At 70.3% G+C, this 17,216-nt stretch carries 16 protein-coding genes; 3 read left to right on the forward strand and 13 right to left on the reverse strand.

Annotation, left to right across the window (positions count from 1 at the left end):
- Positions 1 to 14 precede the first annotated feature (14 nt).
- The 10 genes from AB8M46_RS28990 to AB8M46_RS29035 all read right to left on the reverse strand — a co-directional run bounded on the left by AB8M46_RS28990 (position 15) and on the right by AB8M46_RS29035 (position 11,531).
- Positions 15 to 1,382, reverse strand: coding sequence for a replication-associated recombination protein A (locus AB8M46_RS28990; RefSeq protein WP_394362288.1), 1,368 nt, complete (start codon positions 1,380 to 1,382; stop codon positions 15 to 17).
- 43 nt (positions 1,383 to 1,425) lie between these two features.
- Positions 1,426 to 2,274, reverse strand: a complete 849-nt coding sequence (locus AB8M46_RS28995) for an SGNH/GDSL hydrolase family protein (RefSeq protein WP_394362289.1) — start codon at positions 2,272 to 2,274, stop codon at positions 1,426 to 1,428.
- A gap of 75 nt (positions 2,275 to 2,349) precedes the next feature.
- Positions 2,350 to 3,537 (reverse strand): phosphotransferase, encoded by a 1,188-nt coding sequence (locus AB8M46_RS29000; protein ID WP_037343865.1) that lies wholly within the window; start codon positions 3,535 to 3,537, stop codon positions 2,350 to 2,352.
- A gap of 79 nt (positions 3,538 to 3,616) precedes the next feature.
- Positions 3,617 to 4,558, reverse strand: a complete 942-nt coding sequence (locus AB8M46_RS29005; RefSeq protein WP_394362290.1) for a DUF389 domain-containing protein — start codon at positions 4,556 to 4,558, stop codon at positions 3,617 to 3,619.
- Complete coding sequence (gene aspS, locus AB8M46_RS29010; RefSeq protein ID WP_037343862.1) at positions 4,558 to 6,330, reverse strand: aspartate--tRNA ligase; 1,773 nt, start codon at positions 6,328 to 6,330, stop codon at positions 4,558 to 4,560. The genes AB8M46_RS29005 and aspS overlap by 1 nt, the downstream gene beginning before the upstream one ends.
- 115 nt (positions 6,331 to 6,445) lie before the next feature.
- Positions 6,446 to 7,021 (reverse strand): organomercurial lyase, encoded by a 576-nt coding sequence (gene merB / locus AB8M46_RS29015; RefSeq protein WP_125736425.1) that lies wholly within the window; start codon positions 7,019 to 7,021, stop codon positions 6,446 to 6,448.
- A 124-nt stretch (positions 7,022 to 7,145) separates the two neighbouring features.
- Positions 7,146 to 9,053 carry an intein-containing Rv2578c family radical SAM protein gene (locus AB8M46_RS29020; RefSeq protein ID WP_394362291.1) on the reverse strand — a complete coding sequence of 636 codons (1,908 nt, stop codon included), beginning with the start codon at positions 9,051 to 9,053 and terminating at the stop codon, positions 7,146 to 7,148.
- Between the two features lie 131 nt (positions 9,054 to 9,184).
- Positions 9,185 to 10,132 carry a sucrase ferredoxin gene (locus AB8M46_RS29025; protein WP_350593546.1) on the reverse strand — a complete coding sequence of 316 codons (948 nt, stop codon included), beginning with the start codon at positions 10,130 to 10,132 and terminating at the stop codon, positions 9,185 to 9,187.
- Between the two features lie 85 nt (positions 10,133 to 10,217).
- Complete coding sequence (locus AB8M46_RS29030) at positions 10,218 to 11,399, reverse strand: cupin domain-containing protein (protein ID WP_394362292.1); 1,182 nt, start codon at positions 11,397 to 11,399, stop codon at positions 10,218 to 10,220.
- On the reverse strand, positions 11,400 to 11,531 hold the full coding sequence (locus AB8M46_RS29035; protein WP_005157133.1) for a hypothetical protein: 132 nt from the start codon (positions 11,529 to 11,531) through the stop codon (positions 11,400 to 11,402). It lies immediately after the preceding gene.
- 172 nt (positions 11,532 to 11,703) lie between these two features.
- Here AB8M46_RS29035 and crcB (AB8M46_RS29040) point away from each other — a divergent pair, with 172 nt between their 5' ends.
- The gene (crcB, locus tag AB8M46_RS29040; protein WP_394362293.1) at positions 11,704 to 12,114 is read left to right on the forward strand and encodes a fluoride efflux transporter CrcB; all 411 of its coding nucleotides are present in this window, start codon (positions 11,704 to 11,706) and stop codon (positions 12,112 to 12,114) included.
- A complete protein-coding gene (gene crcB, locus AB8M46_RS29045) occupies positions 12,111 to 12,485 on the forward strand; it encodes a fluoride efflux transporter CrcB (RefSeq protein ID WP_394362294.1) in 375 nt (124 codons plus the stop codon). Before crcB (AB8M46_RS29040) ends, crcB (AB8M46_RS29045) begins: the two co-directional genes overlap by 4 nt.
- 1 nt (position 12,486) lies before the next feature.
- On the opposite strand, the gene AB8M46_RS29050 is transcribed toward crcB (AB8M46_RS29045), so the two are convergent.
- Entirely contained in the window at positions 12,487 to 12,912 is a 426-nt protein-coding gene (locus AB8M46_RS29050; protein WP_037343853.1) for a MarR family winged helix-turn-helix transcriptional regulator, read from the reverse strand.
- An 86-nt stretch (positions 12,913 to 12,998) separates the two neighbouring features.
- On the opposite strand from AB8M46_RS29050, the gene AB8M46_RS29055 reads away from it, so the two are divergent.
- Positions 12,999 to 14,075 (forward strand): NAD(P)/FAD-dependent oxidoreductase, encoded by a 1,077-nt coding sequence (locus tag AB8M46_RS29055; protein ID WP_394362295.1) that lies wholly within the window; start codon positions 12,999 to 13,001, stop codon positions 14,073 to 14,075.
- Between the two features lie 71 nt (positions 14,076 to 14,146).
- On the opposite strand, the gene AB8M46_RS29060 is transcribed toward AB8M46_RS29055, so the two are convergent.
- Entirely contained in the window at positions 14,147 to 15,097 is a 951-nt protein-coding gene (locus tag AB8M46_RS29060; protein ID WP_394362296.1) for an LLM class F420-dependent oxidoreductase, read from the reverse strand.
- Positions 15,094 to 17,208 carry a prolyl oligopeptidase family serine peptidase gene (locus AB8M46_RS29065; RefSeq protein ID WP_394362297.1) on the reverse strand — a complete coding sequence of 705 codons (2,115 nt, stop codon included), beginning with the start codon at positions 17,206 to 17,208 and terminating at the stop codon, positions 15,094 to 15,096. The genes AB8M46_RS29060 and AB8M46_RS29065 overlap by 4 nt, the downstream gene beginning before the upstream one ends.
- Positions 17,209 to 17,216: the final 8 nt, after the last annotated feature.

Raw genomic sequence — 17,216 nt, forward strand, 5'->3', positions numbered from 1 at the left:
CCGCCGAACGCGAGCTAACGCTCCCCCCGAATGGTCCTCCGCAGCTTCGGCACCCGCTCGTACAGCGTCCGCTCCGCCCCGCGCTGCGTCGGCTCGTAGTAGTCCCGCCCCACCAGCTCGTCCGGCGGATACTGTTGCGCCAGAACACCTTCCGGCACGTTGTGCGGATACCGGTAGCCCTTCGCGTTGCCGAGTTTCTCCGCGCCCGCGTAATGCCCGTCGCGCAGATGCGGCGGCACCGTCCCGATCCGCCCGGACCGGACGTCGCTCAGCGCGGCGTCGATGCCGGTGATGACGGCGTTCGACTTCGGCGCCGTCGCCAGGTGCACGGTCGCCTGCGCCAGCGCGAGACGGCCTTCCGGCATGCCGATGAACTGCACGGCGTGCGCCGCCGCGACGGCCGATTGCAGTGCCGTCGGGTCCGCCATGCCGATGTCCTCGCTCGCGTGCACGACCAGACGCCGGGCCAGGAACCGCGGGTCCTCCCCCGCCTCGATCATCCGCGCCAGGTAATGCAGCGCGGCGTCCACGTCCGACCCTCGGATCGATTTGATGAACGCGCTGATGACGTCGTAGTGCTGGTCGCCGTCGCGGTCGTAACGTACCGCCGCCTTGTCCACTGTGGACTCGACGATGGCGAGATCGATCGTCTTGGCCTCGGTCGCGCTCGCCGCGTCGGCGGCCGCTTCCAGCGCGGTGAGCGCGCGCCGCGCGTCGCCGGAGGCCAGCCGCACCAAATGGTCCCGCGCGTCCTCGGTCAGGGTGAGTTCGCCGCCGAGACCGCGTTCGTCGGCGAGCGCACGCTCGATCAGCGCGACGATGTCGGCGTCGGTCAGCGGCCGCAGCTGCAGCACCAGCGACCGCGACAGCAGCGGCGAGACCACCGAGAACGACGGGTTCTCCGTGGTGGCGGCCACCAGCAGCACCGTCCGGTCCTCCACCGCGCCGAGCAGGGCGTCCTGCTGGGTCTTGGAGAACCGGTGGACCTCGTCGATGAACAGCACCGTGTTCTCGGCGTTGTAGTTCCGGCGGCGGCGTGCTTCCTCGATGACGCCGCGCACCTCTTTCACCCCGGCCGACAGCGCCGACATCGCCACGAACCGGCGGCCGGTCGCCGCGGAGACGAGGTTCGCCAGCGTGGTCTTGCCGGTGCCAGGCGGGCCGTAGAGCAGCACGGAAGCGGGGGCCGCGCCTTCGACGAGCCGCCGCAGCGGCGCTCCCTCGCGCAACAGGTGCTGCTGGCCGACGACCTCGTCGAGCGACCGCGGCCGCATCCGCACCGCCAGCGGCGAGCCCGCGGGTACGGTGATCTCCCTCGGCTCGGCCGGCTCCGGCGGCGGACCGAGGTCGGGGTTCACGGTGAAGAGTTCGTCCTGTGCCACGGTGTCGACGGTAGCCGTACCCACCGACGGTTCCGGCCACAGGTCAGCGCAGCCGCTCCCGGAACGCCTGCCACATGATCACGGCCGCGTACGGCACGAACTCACGCCCCCGCCGCCACACCCACGGGATGCCCTTGAGCACCAGCCAGCCGACGTGCCCGGCGGTACTCGGCTCCACGCCTCCCGAGCAGGTCAGGCTCACCGGCCGCGGCACCGCGAACCCGGCCTCGGCGAGCCGTTCGGTGAACCCGGTCGCCAGCATCCGGTGCCCGAGTTCCGACGGGTGCAGCCGGTCGACGCTCCACGCGGTGAGGTCGTAGGCGCCGGGCAGCAGTTCGAGATCTAGACACGGCACGCCCTCACGTTCGACGACCCCGTCGATGGCGGCGTTCAGCTCGGCCACCCGCTCGCTCAACGCGCGCCGCAGCGACTGCGGGAGCCGGAACACCTTCCCGTGGTCGTGGTAGCGCACCGGGACCACGACGGTGCCGACGGCGGCCAGCGAACGGATCACCTCGGTGAGGTCCGCGGCGATCTTCTCGGCGCTGAAATCGGGGCGCAGCGTGTCGTTCATACCCGCCACCACCAGCGCGACGTCCGGCCGATGCGCCACGGCTTCCGGCAGCTGCTTGGTCAGCACGCAGCCCATGCGCGCCCCGGTGAACGACGGGTTCAGGTAGCCGTCCGGCTCGACACCGAGCGCGTCGGCGACGAGCGGGCCGACCCCGCGCCAGCCACCTCGACCCGGCAGCGGGTCACCCAGGCCCACGGCCGTCGAATCGCCGAGCACGACCAGTCTGCGAGCGGACCGCGGGACCGCCGGTGCGGGAGGAAGAAGGGGTTCGGGACTCGGAGTGACTTCGACACTGATCACGGTCACGGTAGCCACCATCGGCCACGCAGACTCACCCGTGGTGATGCCTGGGTAACGCGGCGAGGACGGTCGAGCGAAAAGTCCGTGCGGCGGTCACCGGAACGCGGGATAGAACGCGAGATCGGCGTGCGGCCCGAGCCGGGCGCCGAGGGCCGCGGCGACCCTGGTGGCGTGCTCGGAGATATGCGTCAGCCGCGCGCGCAACGAGTGTTTGGCCAGCTCCCGCCACCAGGTGACCAGCGCGGCCTCCCGGCTGATCGGCGTCGCGTGCCGGTCCAGGTCCAGCTCCGGGAGGATCTCCCAGGTGAGGACCCACAGCAGGAGCAGCTGGCCGTCCATCAGATGCTCGGCCAGCGCGTCCTCGTCCGCGAGTCCGGGCCAGACCGAGACGACCTCGGACCGCCAGGCCGCGATCATCGCCTCGCTCATACCCGGCGGCAGGGCCAGCGCGTCCGCGCTCGACGCGAACGGGAGCCGCAGGTACGCCACGTCCATCAGGGTGCTGCGCACCCGGCCGCGTTCGAAGTCGAGGAACCGCACTCCGCCGCTGGTCACGAGGTTGTTGTCCGGGCTGAGATCGACGGGGCTGAACGCGCGGTACGACGGCGCGCCCGCCCGCTCGGCGACCTCCATGACCCGCTGTTGCACCGGCTCCGGCGTCTCGACGTCGAGCAGTTCCTCCAGCAGGCCCGGCAGTTGCGCGCAGACCGCTGGCAGCGGCGCGTCCTCGTTCTTGACCGGGCCGCCCAGACGGCGCAGCAGCGCGTTGAAATCGGGCTCACGGCTCGCGGTGGTCGCGTGCAGCCTGCCCAGCGACCGCGCCCAGGACAGCAAGGCGCGTTCGGCACCGCGGGCGTCACGGGCGTGGAGCTTGTCGTGCAACGTCGGGACGCCGCCGAGGTCTTCGATCACCAGGACCCGGTCCCGGCCGTCGTGCGCCAGCAGTTCCGGGCACATCCGGTCCTCCGGCGCGAGCGCGGTGAACAGCTGGTAGCTGACCGCCTCCTGCGCGAACGGATCGGGCCGTCCCGGTTCGGGTGGATCGGGGTAGTGCTTGATGACCAGCGTGCGCGGCAGCGCGAACGGCGACGACGCCACCCGCGCCCGCACGACCGTGGCCGGGCCACTGCCGGCGAGGTCTTCGGGGGCGACGAGGGTGATCGCGCTGCCGAATCGGCGCGTGAGGACCGACTCGCCGGCGGCGACCGCGGCCGCCACGGCGAGGGTTTCGGCTCCAGCTCCGACGGTCGAATCGTCGGCAGAGGAGGTATCGACTGTCATTGCCACCGACCCTACTCGTGACTGAGCAACCATGACCACTGAGATCCGGGCAACCACGCGCACTGGCGCGATCGAGGACTCATCCGCGTGAAAGCGGACGTTCCGTCACCCTCGATCGTTGCCCACGACGGCGCAATGTCAGCACAATGGCCGCAGCTGCAACGATTCCGATGAGATTGACCAGCAGCTGGCCCGCCGAATAGAGGCACCGTTCCCACTGACCGGCAACGGCCGCGACCACCGCGTAACCGGCGGCGGGCACCGTCGTCACCGAGATGAAGACGCCCACGAGCGCGGCGGATTTGGCCGACGTCATGGAAAGCATGCCCGCGGCGCCGGCGAGGAGCGCGACGATCAACGACGCGATTCCCACCTGGTAAACGAAATCGACCTCGTGGTTGTCCGCGAGCTTGCTGACCTCGAGCACCCCGGTGGCGTTGCCGGCCAGCACCACGCCGAGGGTGATCACCATGGCGATCGGGAAACCGCCGAGCAACGCGACACCGCCCTGCTTCACGAGATCTCCCCGCCGGAGCACCAACCCGACGGCGATGGCCGCCAGCGGCCCGAATTCCGGCCCCACGACCATGGCGCCGACGATGGTGACGGCCGAGTTCGTGACGACGCCGACCGACGCCAGCAGGCACGCGATGGTCAGGAATGCCTGAAATGTCCAGGTGAGCCGGGACTCCTCGCCGGAGCGCCCGACGAGTTCCTGCCACACCACCGCGTCGGCGCCTTCGCCCGGCGCGGCTTCCTCGGCCTTGTCGGCGGCGTCGGACACCGCGGTGTCCAGCGCTTCCAACGTGATGCCGCCGGTGTGGTCGAGGTCGAGCCCGCACAGCGACTCGATGATCTCGTCGGCCGCTTCACGGGCGATGTCCGCTTCGATCAGGTCGCCCTCGGGCGCGACCGCCACCTTGCGATGCACGACGAGGTGCGCGGTCCCGGTGTGCGCCCGCAGGATCCGGATCGCTTCGTCGGTCCGGTCCGGCGGGCACACGGCCCTGAGGTGGAGCATCAGTTCTTGACGGGCGGCGCGGGCTTGGCGTCGATGCCCGCCTCCTTGCGCTGCTCCGCGGTGATCGGCGCGGGAGCGGCGGTCAGCGGGTCGAACCCGCCACCGGTCTTCGGGAACGCGATCACGTCACGCAGCGACTCGGCCTTGGCCAGCAGCATGACGATCCGGTCCCAGCCGAACGCGATCCCGCCGTGCGGCGGCGGGCCGAAGGCGAAGGCGTCGAGCAGGAAACCGAACTTCTCCTGCGCCTCCTCTTCGGACAGGCCCATCAGCTCGAAGACCTGCTTCTGCAGCTCCTGCTGGTGGATACGGATCGAGCCGCCGCCGATCTCGTTGCCGTTGCAGACGATGTCGTAGGCGTAGGCCAGCGCGTTGCCGGGGTCGTCGGCGAGTTTGCCGATCCACTCCGGGGTCGGCGAGGTGAAGGCGTGGTGCAATGCCTTCCACTTGCCGCCGCCGACGGCGACGTCGTCGGACTCCTCGGCCGAGATGAACATCGGGAAGTCCACGACCCAGACGAACGACCAGGCGTTCTCGTCGATCAGGCCGAGACGGCTGCCGATCTCCAGCCGGGTGGCGCCCAGCAGCGCACGCGCGTCGGCGGGCTTGCCGGCGGCGAAGAAGACGCAGTCGCCGGGCTTGGCGCCGACGGCCTCGGCGACCGTCTCGCGCTCCTTCTCCGACAGGTTCTTCGCGACCGGCCCGCCGAGCGTGCCGTCCTCGTTGACCAGGATGTAGGCGAGCCCGCGGTGGCCGCGCTGCTTGGCGAAGTCCTGCCAGGCGTCGAGGGTCCGGCGCGGCTGGTCGGCCCCGCCCGCCATCACGACGGCGCCGACGTACGGCGCCTGGAACACGCGGAACGGGGTGTCGGCGAAGAACGCCGTCATATCGGTGAGTTCGAGGTCGAAGCGCAGGTCCGGCTTGTCCGAACCGTACTTCTCCATCGCCTCGGCGTAGGTGATGCGGCGGAAGGGCTTCGGGATCTCGGCGCCGATCAGCTTCCACAGCGCCGTCACGATGTCCTCGCCGAGCGCGATGACGTCGTCCTGCTCGACGAAGCTCATCTCGATGTCGAGCTGGGTGAACTCCGGCTGCCGGTCGGCGCGGAAGTCCTCGTCCCGGTAGCAGCGCGCGATCTGGTAGTACCGCTCGAGGCCGCCGACCATGAGCAGCTGCTTGAACAGCTGCGGCGACTGCGGGAGCGCGTACCAGGAGCCGGGCTTGAGGCGGGCCGGGACGACGAAGTCGCGGGCGCCCTCGGGGGTGGAGCGGGTCATGGTCGGGGTCTCGACCTCGACGAACTCCTGGGCGTGCAGCACCTCGCGGGCGGCGCGGTTGACCTCGCTGCGCAGGCGCATCGCGGCCGCGGGGCCGCTGCGGCGCAGGTCGAGGTAGCGGTGCTTGAGGCGCACCTCTTCGCCGACGTCGACGCGGTCGTCGATCGGGAACGGCAGCACGGCGGCCTCGGACAGCACCTCGAGCTCGGTGACCAGCACCTCGATCTCGCCGGTGGGGATCTCGGCGTTGGCGTTGCCCTCCGGGCGCTTCGAGACCTCGCCGACGATGCGGACGCAGTACTCGGAGCGCAGCTGGTGGGCGCGCTCGGCCATCTCGCCCTCGCGGAAGACGACCTGGCTCACGCCGCTGGCGTCGCGCAGATCGATGAAGATGACGCCGCCGTGATCGCGCCGCCGGGCCACCCATCCGGTGAGGGTGACCGTCTGACCGGCGTGCTCGGCACGCAAGGTGCCGGCTTTGTGGGTGCGAAGCACTGCGGGTGCTCTCCTTCGGCATCACGATTCTGCGATTCGACGGCGCTGCGGTTCGACTTCCGCGCCGACGTCAAAGGCTAACGAATCGCCCGTGATGCCTCGCGACCAGGTGTTCTCAGATCGTCGGCCAGGCCTCCAGCGCGGCGACCATCCGCCGCGTATGCGCCAGATAGTCCGGCACGGACAGGACCCGGCCGTCGATGTTCTCCAGCAGCCAGCCCGAGGCCGCCTCCTTCGACGCGAAGAACTCCGTGCAGACCAGCGCCTCGACGTAGTCCTGGCCGAGGGCGAGGTCGATCCCGGACAGTCGTGACGCGGCGACGACGGCGTGCGGCGGGTCGACGCTCAAGACCCTCTCGCGGGTGAAGTGGACACGGACACGTGCCCCGGTCGCCGGGCAGACCGCGTCCGCGTGCACGGGTTCACCGGTGGCGACGGCCAGGAGGAACAGGTCGACCCGGTACCGGTCAGAGCCCGCCCGTCCGGCCGGGCGCGAGCCTCGGTCCATCACGACCAGCCCGTCGCGGATGACGAAGCCCATCAGGTCCATCAAACGGTGGGCTTCGGCCGGGTCCATGCCGACGGTGGCGGCGAGTCTTCCGATGGCGATGGGGTGTCTGCCCGCTCTGGTCAGCTTGGTCGCGGCCCAGGCGATGCGGACAGCGGCGGTGCGATCCGTACGGGTGGTCAACAGGCACCTCCTCGCCTTCGTCCCCTTGAGATTAGGCACGAAAAGGTTTTCCGCCAAGCCACTGCGCCGAACGGCCGAACCCGTTGTGCGGTAAGACTTTCGGACACTCGAGGCGAAAGTGCGCCTACAGCAGTTTCAGTTGCTCCGCCGCCGGTACCACCGCCTCCCCGGAACGCTGCACGGGCATCGTCACCTGCATCCGTTCCCCGTCGTCCGCACGGGAACCGAAACCGTGGCGGCGCGACAACGGGCCGACCCTGGCGCCGAGCCGCTCCCGATAGGACTTCGGGAGATACGCGCCGCGCGAGTACAGCTCGCGGTATTTCGGCACCAGCTCCGGATGTTCCCGGCCGAGCCAGCGCGCGAACCATTCCCGCGCGCCCGGCCGCAGATGCAACGGAAGGACGGTGACCCGCGTGGCGCCCGCCTCGGCCAGCCGCGAGAACAGGGCGTCGAGCGCGGCCACCGAGTCGGTCAGGTACGGGAGCACGGGGGCGACCAGCACCGAACACGGCAGCCCGGCGTCGCGTGCCTTGCGGATCAGGTCGAGCCTCGCCCGCGGGCTCGGCGTTCCCGGCTCCAGACGGTGCTGGAGCTCCTCGTCCAGCAGCGCGAGCGAGATCGCCAGCCCGGCGGGCACGTCCTTCGACACCGATTCCAGCAACGGGAGATCCCTCGCCAGCACGGTCCCCTTGGTCAGGATCGACAGCGGCGTTCCCGAATCGGCCAGCGCGGTGATGATGCGCGGCATCAGCTTGTACCGGCCTTCGGCGCGTTGGTAGGGATCGGTGTTCGTGCCCATCGCGACGTGCTCGCGTGTCCAGCTCGGCCGCCGCAGCTGCGCGGCCAGCACCTCGGGCGCGTTGACCTTCACGATCACCTGCGTGTCGAAATCGCGTCCGGCGTCGAAGTCGAGGTACGTGTGGGTGTTCCTGGCGAAACAGTTGTGCGTGACCATGCCGTCGGCGATGAAGTCGCCGGTGCCGGTGGTGATGTCGAACAACGGCAGCTCGATGCCCAGCGGCTCGATGGACGTCACCTTCCGTCTCGTCCGGCCGATCGGCAGGCCGTCGAGCGATCGTTTCCAGCCGACGGCGGGGTCGGCGAGATGGAAGAACCGGACCTCCTCCGAGGGCCCGCCGAGGATCTGCACCGTCCACAGCGGACGGAATTTGGCGTTTTCGCTTCTGACGTAACGGAAGCCGAAGTTCCCCAGCGCGGAACAGAAGGTCGAGACGATGTCCTGTTCGTCATGGGTGACGCGCAACGCGCCGTGCCGGTAGCTCCCGGCGAGGTCGAACAACCCGGCCAGGAATCCGCGCAGCCAATGGGAATCCGGCGACGGCGGCACCTGCACGAAACCGACCGACGCACCGAAATCCGGCAGGTAGCGAAGCGCGCGGTCCGCGGCGTCCTTCTCGGCGGAAAACCCGCCGGAGCGCAACATCCCGCACAGGTATCCGGCGCGGTAGCCGAGGGTGTCGTCCGGGGTGCGCGCGAGCCGCCCGACGCCGACGAGTTCGGTGCCGCCGACCAGATGCGGCCGCTGGGCCGCGCCGAACCGGGTGCCGGTGACGTGTTTCCAGCCGCGACCGGTCAGGAACCGGTGATCACCACTGGCCACGATGGACGTTCCGTCGTCGAGGGACAGGCGGTACGCCGGTTTCAGCGTCGACCAGTGCGCGAGGACCTTCGTCGGCACCAGACGGCGCCCCGCGCCCCGCCCGCGCGTCCCGTAGATCGCGTCGCCGGGCGCCAGTTCCGCGAGCGGCTTCGCGCGGCCGTCGGCCATCAGGACCGGCGTGCCGCCCTCGAGGCAGTACGTACACGCGTGAGAACAACCGCGGTACGGGTTCACCGTCCATCCGAACGGGACACCCGAGCCCTCGGGCACCTTGTTCAGCACGGATTTGGCGTGCACCTCGTGAAAGGTGACGCCGTCGAACTCGGGCGTGCGCACCGAACGCAGCAGCCCGTCCAATCCGGGCAGTACCGGCTCGCCGCCGTCCGCCCGCTGTCGATCCCATCGCACCCGGCCAGTCGAACACATGTTCTAGACAGGTGTCAAACGTATGTTCGAACGAGGGTGATCTTCGCAGCATTTAGTCCTCTGGATGCGGTAGTTGCGCGTGCAAGGACCGCATCCAGAGGACTAAACGCGAGCTAGAGCTTCGTGATCTCGTCCGCCACGTACCCGGCGGGCTGGATCAGCCCCGCGCACCGGCTCTCCCCGCGCGGAGCCGCCGAACGCCGCCGCACCGTCACCGAGTAGAAGTCCTCGCCGCCGCGCACGGTGACGACCCGCGCGTCGGATTCGAGCAGCGGCTCCTCCTGGACGGCGAGCACGTCGTCCAGGCCGGGGAGGTCCAGCCGCCGCCGGAGCGCGATCTCCGCGAACTGCGCCCACGCCGTCCGGGCGGACGTCCGGCCGCGAAGCTGCTCCGGCTCGACCTGGCCGCGCAGGGCGGCCTTGGCGACCAGCGCCGCCTCGGCCGGGTTCAGCTGGCCGTGCAGGAAACCGTCCGGGACCACCAGCAGATTGCCCGCCCAGCGATCGCCGCCGACGTGGCTGACCTCCCAGGACCGGCCGGGATGGTTGGTGTTGAGCGCCGAGGCCAGCGGGCGGCCGAGCACCGCGCAGCACATGTCCTTGGTGCCGTGGGTGCAGACCAGGAACAGCGGCCCGTCCACGCGGGTGCCGAGCCCACCGGCACCTTCCGCGACGGCTTCGAGGTCCAGCGTGGCCAGCTCACCCAGGTCGTGGATTTCGAGGCGTTCCAGCCAGCGGTTGCCCGGCTCGCCTCCGCCCACGTACACGGAACGAGGGCGATCCGGGTCGCGCTGGTGTTTGCCGGGACGGCGGATGAGCAGCGGGCGCAGCCCGTGCGACCGTCTCAAGTTTTCGAGCAGCTCACGGCGCTCGGCGGGGAATGCCTCGTCGAGGACGTTTTCCAACGCGTCCGCTGGCCAGGGGCCCGGCTGCTCGATGAGCAGCCAGCACCGCATGTCCGCCGCGGTGCCGGCGGGGCTCGCCCCGAGCATGCGCGCGACGGTGGCGCAGCCCGGCAACGCGGCGGGCGGCGCTTGCGTGTCCGAGAGCTGAGCGGTCATCGGCCGACCCCTCCGGACCTCACCTTAGGCATGCCTTAGCTTACCCCGTCCGGGCTCCCTTCACACTTCTCGCCTCCTGTGACTTTCAACCGATCGAGAGCAGTCCCTGCGTGGTGAGCTCACCGAGGAAGGCCCGCACCGTCCCTCGATCGAGTTCGGACAGCTCGGCGAGTCGCTTGACCGCCTGCGGCGAGCCGTCGAGCAGCGCCTTCAGCAGCGGGGTCGCGGCACTCGCGAAGACGAACCGTTTCCCGTCCGCGAGCAGGCTCACCCGGCCGTCCCCTTCTTCGAGCACCGCCCTCGGGACGAGGAACCGGACCTCGGTCTCGTCGCCGTCCGGCAGCAGGCCGGGGGTCGCCGCCCAGGGCAGGCCGACGCGCGGATGCGCCGGGGCCGCCGCGTCGCGTTCGGCGAGGAACCTGTCGACGACGTCGGTGGTCAGCGTGGCTTCGAGCTCCGCGCGCAGGGCCGCGGCGCGGGCCGCGCGCTCCTCGGCCGTCCCGAACCGCGGGAGGTCCTGCCGGAACACGGTGCTCGCCCGCAGTTTGTCCGCGAGCCAGGAGACGAGGTCGATCCCCGTCGCCGGGCTGAAGCCGAGCGTGAGATGCAGCGACATCTCCCCCACGGCGGTGACGTCGTGCCAGTGCCCGCGGGGGACGTAGAGGACGTCGCCGTCTTCGAGGACGAAGTCGTCGATCGGCTCCCAGGGCCGCTCGGGCTGTTCGACGTCGCGATGCAGCGGGGCGGGCCTGGTCGGGCCGTGCATCCGCCAGCGTTTGCGGCCGGCGACCTGGATGATGAACGCGTCGTGGTCGTCCCAGTGCACGTCGAAACCGTGGGTCACACCCCAGCCCGCGTACAGGTTGACCTGGACGCTCTCGCGGAGGTCGTGTTCGAGACTCCTGGCGAGATCGCCGATCGGGTCGCTGAGTTCCTGGATGGCGTCGAGCACCATCGTCGCGCCGCCGCGGAGATGCTCCGTGAACGGAGCGGCCTGCAGGCGGGGGACGGTGCCACTGCGGCGGGTGGGGACGAGATCGGTGTAGCTCTCCATGGGCACCGGGGTGCCATCGAGCGCGAGGCGCAGCCGCGGGAACTCCAGGCGATGCTGCCGGAGGATCGCGTTCAGCGCCGGCCACGGCAGCAGGTCGGCGAACCGGCCCGCGCGGCCTTCGAAACGGCGGTAGGTCTCGCCCTGGACGTCTTGGAAGAACTGGCTGACCCCGAGCGGAGCCACGAGGTCAGCCAGCGTCGGCGTTTCGGGCACTCAGCCGTCGTTGCCGTCGTTGTCGGCGGCCGCGCCGTTGGCCTTCCCGCGGTCGACCGCGGTCGGGATCTTCTCGACCTCCAGCAGCAAACCGCTGTCGGGAGCCTGCGTACCTGACTGTTCCTGTGCCATCCTGCCACCTTTTTCTCAGACGAGCGGACGGACCGAAAATCGGCCTGGAGCGCCGCCAAGCCTACGACACGTTTCGAGAAAATTCACTGCCCAGCAGGGAAAAACGGCCTTGTGAGCGATCTTCGACACCGTGGCGCCGGTTCACCCGGACAGCGGTTCTAAGCTGCCATCCATGGCTGAACCGGCATCCGTCCCCCGCCCGCGATGGGACGCGTTCGCGGCCATCGGAGCGGGTGGCGCGCTGGGCAGTCTCGCCCGCTACGGTCTCTCCGTCGCGATCCCCCACTCCCCCGGCCGGTTCCCGCTTTCCACCTTTGCCACCAACGTTTCCGGCTGTCTGCTGATCGGTGTCCTGATGGCGCTGCTGACCGCGGCGGAGAAACCGCACAGACTGCTACGGCCGTTCCTCGGGGTCGGGATCCTGGGCGGCTACACCACGTTTTCGACCTATGCGACGGACACACTCGATCTTGTGACGGCGGGGCGTCCGTTCACCGGGTTGGCGTACGCGTTCGCCACGGTGGCCGCCGCACTGGTAGCCGTCTACGCCGGGCACGAGATCACCCGCGCGGTGCGGAGATGACCGTTCTGTTCGTCGCGCTCGGCGGCGGCCTCGGCGCGATCCTGCGATTCCTGACCGACCGGCGCGTCCAGGCCTGGCGGAAATCCGGGTTCCCGTGGGGCACCCTCACGGTCAACGTCGTCGGCTCGGCGATCCTCGGCGTGCTGACCGGCTGGGCCCTGCACGGCGGGCAGCCGGACGCGGTCCGAGCACTGCTGGCCGTCGGTTTCTGCGGCGGGCTCACGACGTTCTCGACGTTCGGGTACGAAACCCTGCTGCTGTTCACCGGAAAGCGGCGAGCACGCGCAGCGCTGTACGTCGGCGTCACGATGGCCGCCGGGATCGGCGCCGCGGCGATCGGGCTCCTGATCGCGTCCGCGATCTGGCGCTGACTCAGTCTTCGGGTGCCATCCGCCACGCGGCCGCGGCGATCGCCTCGCGCTGCTCGGCCGGAAGGCCTGCCGCCATCTCCTCCAGCTTCTCGACAACGCCTTCGTGGGCGGCGTTCGCGAGCCGGAGCCCTTCTTCGGTCAGCGTGATCTTCAGCGCGCGGCGGTCACAGGAATCCGCGACCCGCTCGACGAGCGCGCGCCGCTGCACGCGGTCCACCAGGCCGGTGACGCTGGACTTCTCGAGGTTCAGCATCTTGCCGAGGTCGGTCATCCCGACACCCGTCTCCCCCTGTGCCAGTACGCAGAGCAGCTGCGCCTGCTGTGGCGTGAGGTCGTACGACCGGCCGACGTCGATGAAAGCCCGCTGCACGAGATGCGAAAGCCGCACCAGCGCGGTCGCGAATCCGAGGTCTTCGGCCGTGGTCATGACCGAAGTCTACTTGACGATCGTTCGGAGTACGAACTACTGTAGTTCGTAGTACCAACATTACGCACTACGAACTAGGGGATCTCATGACCACGACCGTGGCCGTCATCGGCGGGGGATACGGCGGCACGACCGTCGCCAAGGAGCTGGACTCGTTCGCCGACGTCGTGCTCGTCGAGCCGCGCGAGGACTTCGTCCACCACGTCGCCGCGTTGCGCGGACTCGTCGATCCCGAGTGGACGGATCGGCTCTTCTACCCGTACTCCGGGCTTCTCGAACGGGGACGGGTGCTGCGCGACCGCGCGGTGAGCGTGGACCAGGGCGGCGTCACGCTCGCGTCGGGTGAGCGGCTCGCGCCGGACTACGTCGTGCTGGCGACCGGTTCGGCGTACCCGTTCCCGGCGAAGATCGATTTCCACGACAGCGCTTCGGCGAAGGCGAAGATCCGCGCCACCCGGGAGGAACTCGCGGGAGCGGGGAAGGTGCTGCTGCTCGGCGCGGGCCCGGTGGGCCTCGAACTGGCGGGCGAGATCAAGGCGGTGTGGCCGGAGAAGACCGTGACGATCGTCGACCCGGCGAAGGAGATCCTGGCCGGTTTCCCGGACGAGTTCCGCGCCGAGATCCGCCGTCAGCTCGACGACCTGGGCGTCGAACTCCTGCTCGGCACTTCACTGGCCGAGACGCCCGTCTCGGAACCGGGGCAGGCCAAGACGTTCACCTCGGGGCTCACCGGCGGCGGCGAGGTGACCGCCGACCTGTGGTTCCAGTGCTACGGCGGCGCTCCGCACACCGCGTACCTCGACGGTGAACTGGCCGCCGCGCGGCAGGCGAACGGGCGGGTCGAGGTGACGCCCGAACTGCGTCTGCCGGGGCAGCCGCGCGTGTTCGCGCTCGGCGACATCACGGCGCTGCCGGAGGGGAAGCTGGCGAAGGTGGCCGGTGACCACGCGGAGGTCGTCGTGGCCAACATCCGGGCGCTGATCGAAGGCGGCGAGCTGCGCACGCACACGCCGGGCGGGCCGATGATCTCGTTGCCGCTCGGGCCTTCCGGGGGCGCGACCTACGCCGAGGAGGTCGGCGTCCTGGACGCGGCGACGACGTCGGAGATCAAGGGATCGCACATGATGGCGTCGCGGTACGACGAGCTGTTCAACGTCGCCTGAGCCGCCCCCGGATGTCATGAAAGGGCCGTTCAGGACGAAAGATGTCCTGAACGGCCCTTTCATGACACGCGTCAGCGGGGAGCGAGGCCCCGCACGTGCGCGAAGGGGTCCTCCCCCGTTGGCAACAACGCGATGATCGGCGTCGTCAGCCCGTTGTCCACATAGGACTGCACCTGCTCGCGGCAGGATTCGAGGCTGCCGTGGACGATCAGGTCGTCGACGACCTCGTCCGGGATGACCTGGTTCGCCTTCTGCCGGTCGCCCGCCGCCCACGCCTCGTGCATCGGCGCGAGCGCCTCACCGCGGCCGAGCCATTCGTGGAACGCCGCGTACACCGGCACGGTCAGGTAGCTCGAGATGAGCATCCGGCCGAGCCCCCGCGCGGCGTTCTTGTCCTCGGTGGGGCAAACGAAGATCCGCGCCGCCAGTTCGACGTCCGGCCCGATCTCCGCGCGCACCTTCGGCACGTCGGAGGCGGCGAGCCAGTTGGTGATGGCGCCGTCGGCCTCCTTCGCCGCCAGCCGCAGCATGCCCGGCCGCAGCGCGGCGAGCATGATCGACGGCGGCGGGTCGGCGGGCCGCTCCAGCCGGAACTTGCTGACGGAGAACGACTCGTACTCCTCGGTGACCTTCTCCCCCGCCAGCGCGGAACGCAGGAACCGCAGGGTGTCCCGCGAGCGCTTGAACGGCGCCTCGAACTCGGCGGCGTTCCAGTTCTTCACGATCACCGGCGACGACGCGCCGATGCCGAGCACGAACCGGCCGGGCGCCAGTTCCGCGACGGTCGCCGCGCTCATCGCCAGCAGCCCGGGCCCGCGCGTGTACACCGGCACGATCGCGGTACCCAGCCGCAATTGCGGCGCCCATTGCGAAGCCAGCACCAGCGGCGTGAAGGCGTCGTGGCCCGCCGTCTCGGCCGACCACGCGTCGGTGTAGCCGAGATCCGGCAGTTCCCGCACCATCTCCTCGTGCGCCGCGAGCGGCACCCCGGTCAGCGGAATGGTGATGCCCCACCGTTTCATGCGTTCTCCTCGCTCTTGACCGCGGCACCGGACAGCTCACGCACGATCCAGTCCACCTGCGTGCGCATCAGGTTCTCCGCGACCTCTTCGGCCTGCGGCGTCATATGTGTCGCGCCGGCCAGCGGCAGGAACACGTGCGCGCGTCCCTTGGCCAGCAAGGCCGACGACAGGCGCAACGAGTGGGCGACGAAAACGTTGTCGTCGGCCAGTCCGTGCACGATCAGCAGCGCCCGCGAGAGGTCACCGGCGCCGGCGATCAGCGAGTTGTGCTCGTACGAAGCCGTTTCTTCCTGCGGCAGCCCGAGATAACGCTCGGTGTAGTGCGTGTCGTATAGCGACCAGTCGGTCACCGGGGCACCCGCGACACCGGCGTGGAAGACGTCGGGACGCCGCAGCACGGCCAGCGCGGACAGGTAGCCGCCGTAGGACCAGCCGCGGATGGCGACCCGTTCCAGATCCAGTTCCGGATGGAGCGCGGCCGCCGCGTGCAGCGCGTCGACCTGGTCGGCGAGGGTGACATCGGCGAGTTTGCCCGCGATCTCCTTCTCCCAGGCCGAACCCCGGCCGGGTGTCCCGCGCCCGTCGGCGACCAGCACCGCGAAACCCTGGTCCGCCAGCCACTGCGGGGTCAGGAACGCGTTCCGGGTCTGCAGGACACGCTGGGCGTGCGGGCCGCCGTACGGGTCGAGCAGCACCGGGAGCTTGCCCTCGCTCTCCTCGTACCCGGTCGGCAGCACCAGCGCGGCACGCAGGCCCCGCTCCCCCAGCGTCAGCCAGGTCAGGTTCGGCACGACGTCGGGGTCGACGGTGTAGGAACCGATACGCGCCAACGTCTTCTCGCCGGACACGACGGTCACCACCGGACCGCTGCGCTCCAGGCTCCACGACGAGAGCACGGTCAGCGAAGCGTTCCCGGAGCCGACGTGCACACCGTCCTCAGTGGACAGACGACGGAGCTCGCCGCCCTCGGTGCGGAAGACGTGGATCTGCGTCGGGTCGGCCTCCGAGGCGCTGAACAGCACCTCGTCGCCGACGTGCAGGATCGAGCGCACCTGCAGTCCCGGCGGGGTGACGGCCACGCCGTCGACGACCAGCCGGTGGTCGCCGTCGGCGGCGCTCTCGCGCACCAGACGGCCGTCGGCGGTCCACGCCGGGACACCCGCGGCGAGCTCGACCCAGTGCTCGTCGGTCTCGGTGTGCAGCACCTCGACCGCACCGGTCGCCGGGTCGACCGCCTGGATCTCCAGCTTCCGCTGGTCACGCGACTGGACCGACAGCAGCGGCTTGCCCGCGGCGGACCAGTGCACCGCGGCCAGGTACTCCCAGCCGGTCTTCGTGACGTCGACGCGGGAGCCGTCGAGGCCGAGGATCGCCAGCGTCACGTCCGCGTTCGTGGTGCCCGCGGCGGGATACGCGACGACGTTGGCGGCCGACTGCGGGTTGGCCGGGTCGGCGATCGTCCAGCGCGGCACGGCCGCCCGATCGGACCGCTCGACGAGCAGGCTCTTGCCGTCCGGCGACCACCAGTAGCCGCGGGTGCGGCCCATCTCCTCGGCCGCGATGAACTCCGCGAGCCCCCAGGCGATGTCGTCGCCCGCCTCCTCCACGAGCACGCGGTCCTCGCCGGTCGCCCGGTCGATCACCCGCAGGCGCCGGTCGCGGACGTAGGCGACGTGCGTGCCGTCCGGGCTGGGCCGCGGGTCGACGACCGAACCGTCGACCAGCACCGCGACCTCGCCGGTGGTCAGGTCGAGGGTGTGGAGTTTGCCCGAGAGCGAGAACGCGGCGACGGTGAAGGCGTCGTCGACCGCGTAGCCGACCACGCCGCCGCCGGTCTCCCGGCTGCGCTCGCGGCGGGCACGCTCCTCCGGCGGCAGGTCCTCTTCACCGGGCAGCAGCTCGGCCGCGTCGACCAGCTTCGTCTCCTCGCCCGACGCGACGTCGAACGACCACAGGCTGTGCCGCGGGTCGGTCCCGGATTCGGACCGCAGGAACAGGATGCGGGAGCCGTCCGGGGAGACCTTGAACTCTTTGGGTGCGCCGAGGGTGAAGCGCTGGGTGCGGGCCTGACGGCGGAGGAACGGGAGATCTTCGAGGCTGTTGTCGGTCACGACCGCAC

The sequence above is a fragment of the Amycolatopsis sp. SB7-3 genome, assembly GCF_041021335.1.
Taxonomy (GTDB): domain Bacteria; phylum Actinomycetota; class Actinomycetes; order Mycobacteriales; family Pseudonocardiaceae; genus Amycolatopsis; species Amycolatopsis japonica.

Bases quoted from the DNA above. Each gene is read 5' to 3' on its own strand.
- AB8M46_RS29005 (WP_394362290.1), bottom strand. From the start codon at position 4,558: ATGCTCCACCTCAGGGCCGTGTGCCCGCCGGACCGGACCGACGAAGCG.
- crcB (WP_394362293.1), top strand. From the start codon at position 11,704: ATGGCTGAACCGGCATCCGTCCCCCGCCCGCGATGGGACGCGTTCGCG.
- AB8M46_RS29000 (WP_037343865.1), bottom strand. From the start codon at position 3,537: ATGACAGTCGATACCTCCTCTGCCGACGATTCGACCGTCGGAGCTGGA.
- AB8M46_RS28995 (WP_394362289.1), bottom strand. From the start codon at position 2,274: ATGGTGGCTACCGTGACCGTGATCAGTGTCGAAGTCACTCCGAGTCCC.
- AB8M46_RS29050 (WP_037343853.1), bottom strand. From the start codon at position 12,912: ATGACCACGGCCGAAGACCTCGGATTCGCGACCGCGCTGGTGCGGCTT.
- AB8M46_RS29055 (WP_394362295.1), top strand. From the start codon at position 12,999: ATGACCACGACCGTGGCCGTCATCGGCGGGGGATACGGCGGCACGACC.
- AB8M46_RS29025 (WP_350593546.1), bottom strand. From the start codon at position 10,132: ATGACCGCTCAGCTCTCGGACACGCAAGCGCCGCCCGCCGCGTTGCCG.
- AB8M46_RS29035 (WP_005157133.1), bottom strand. From the start codon at position 11,531: ATGGCACAGGAACAGTCAGGTACGCAGGCTCCCGACAGCGGTTTGCTG.
- crcB (WP_394362294.1), top strand. From the start codon at position 12,111: ATGACCGTTCTGTTCGTCGCGCTCGGCGGCGGCCTCGGCGCGATCCTG.
- AB8M46_RS29060 (WP_394362296.1), bottom strand. From the start codon at position 15,097: ATGAAACGGTGGGGCATCACCATTCCGCTGACCGGGGTGCCGCTCGCG.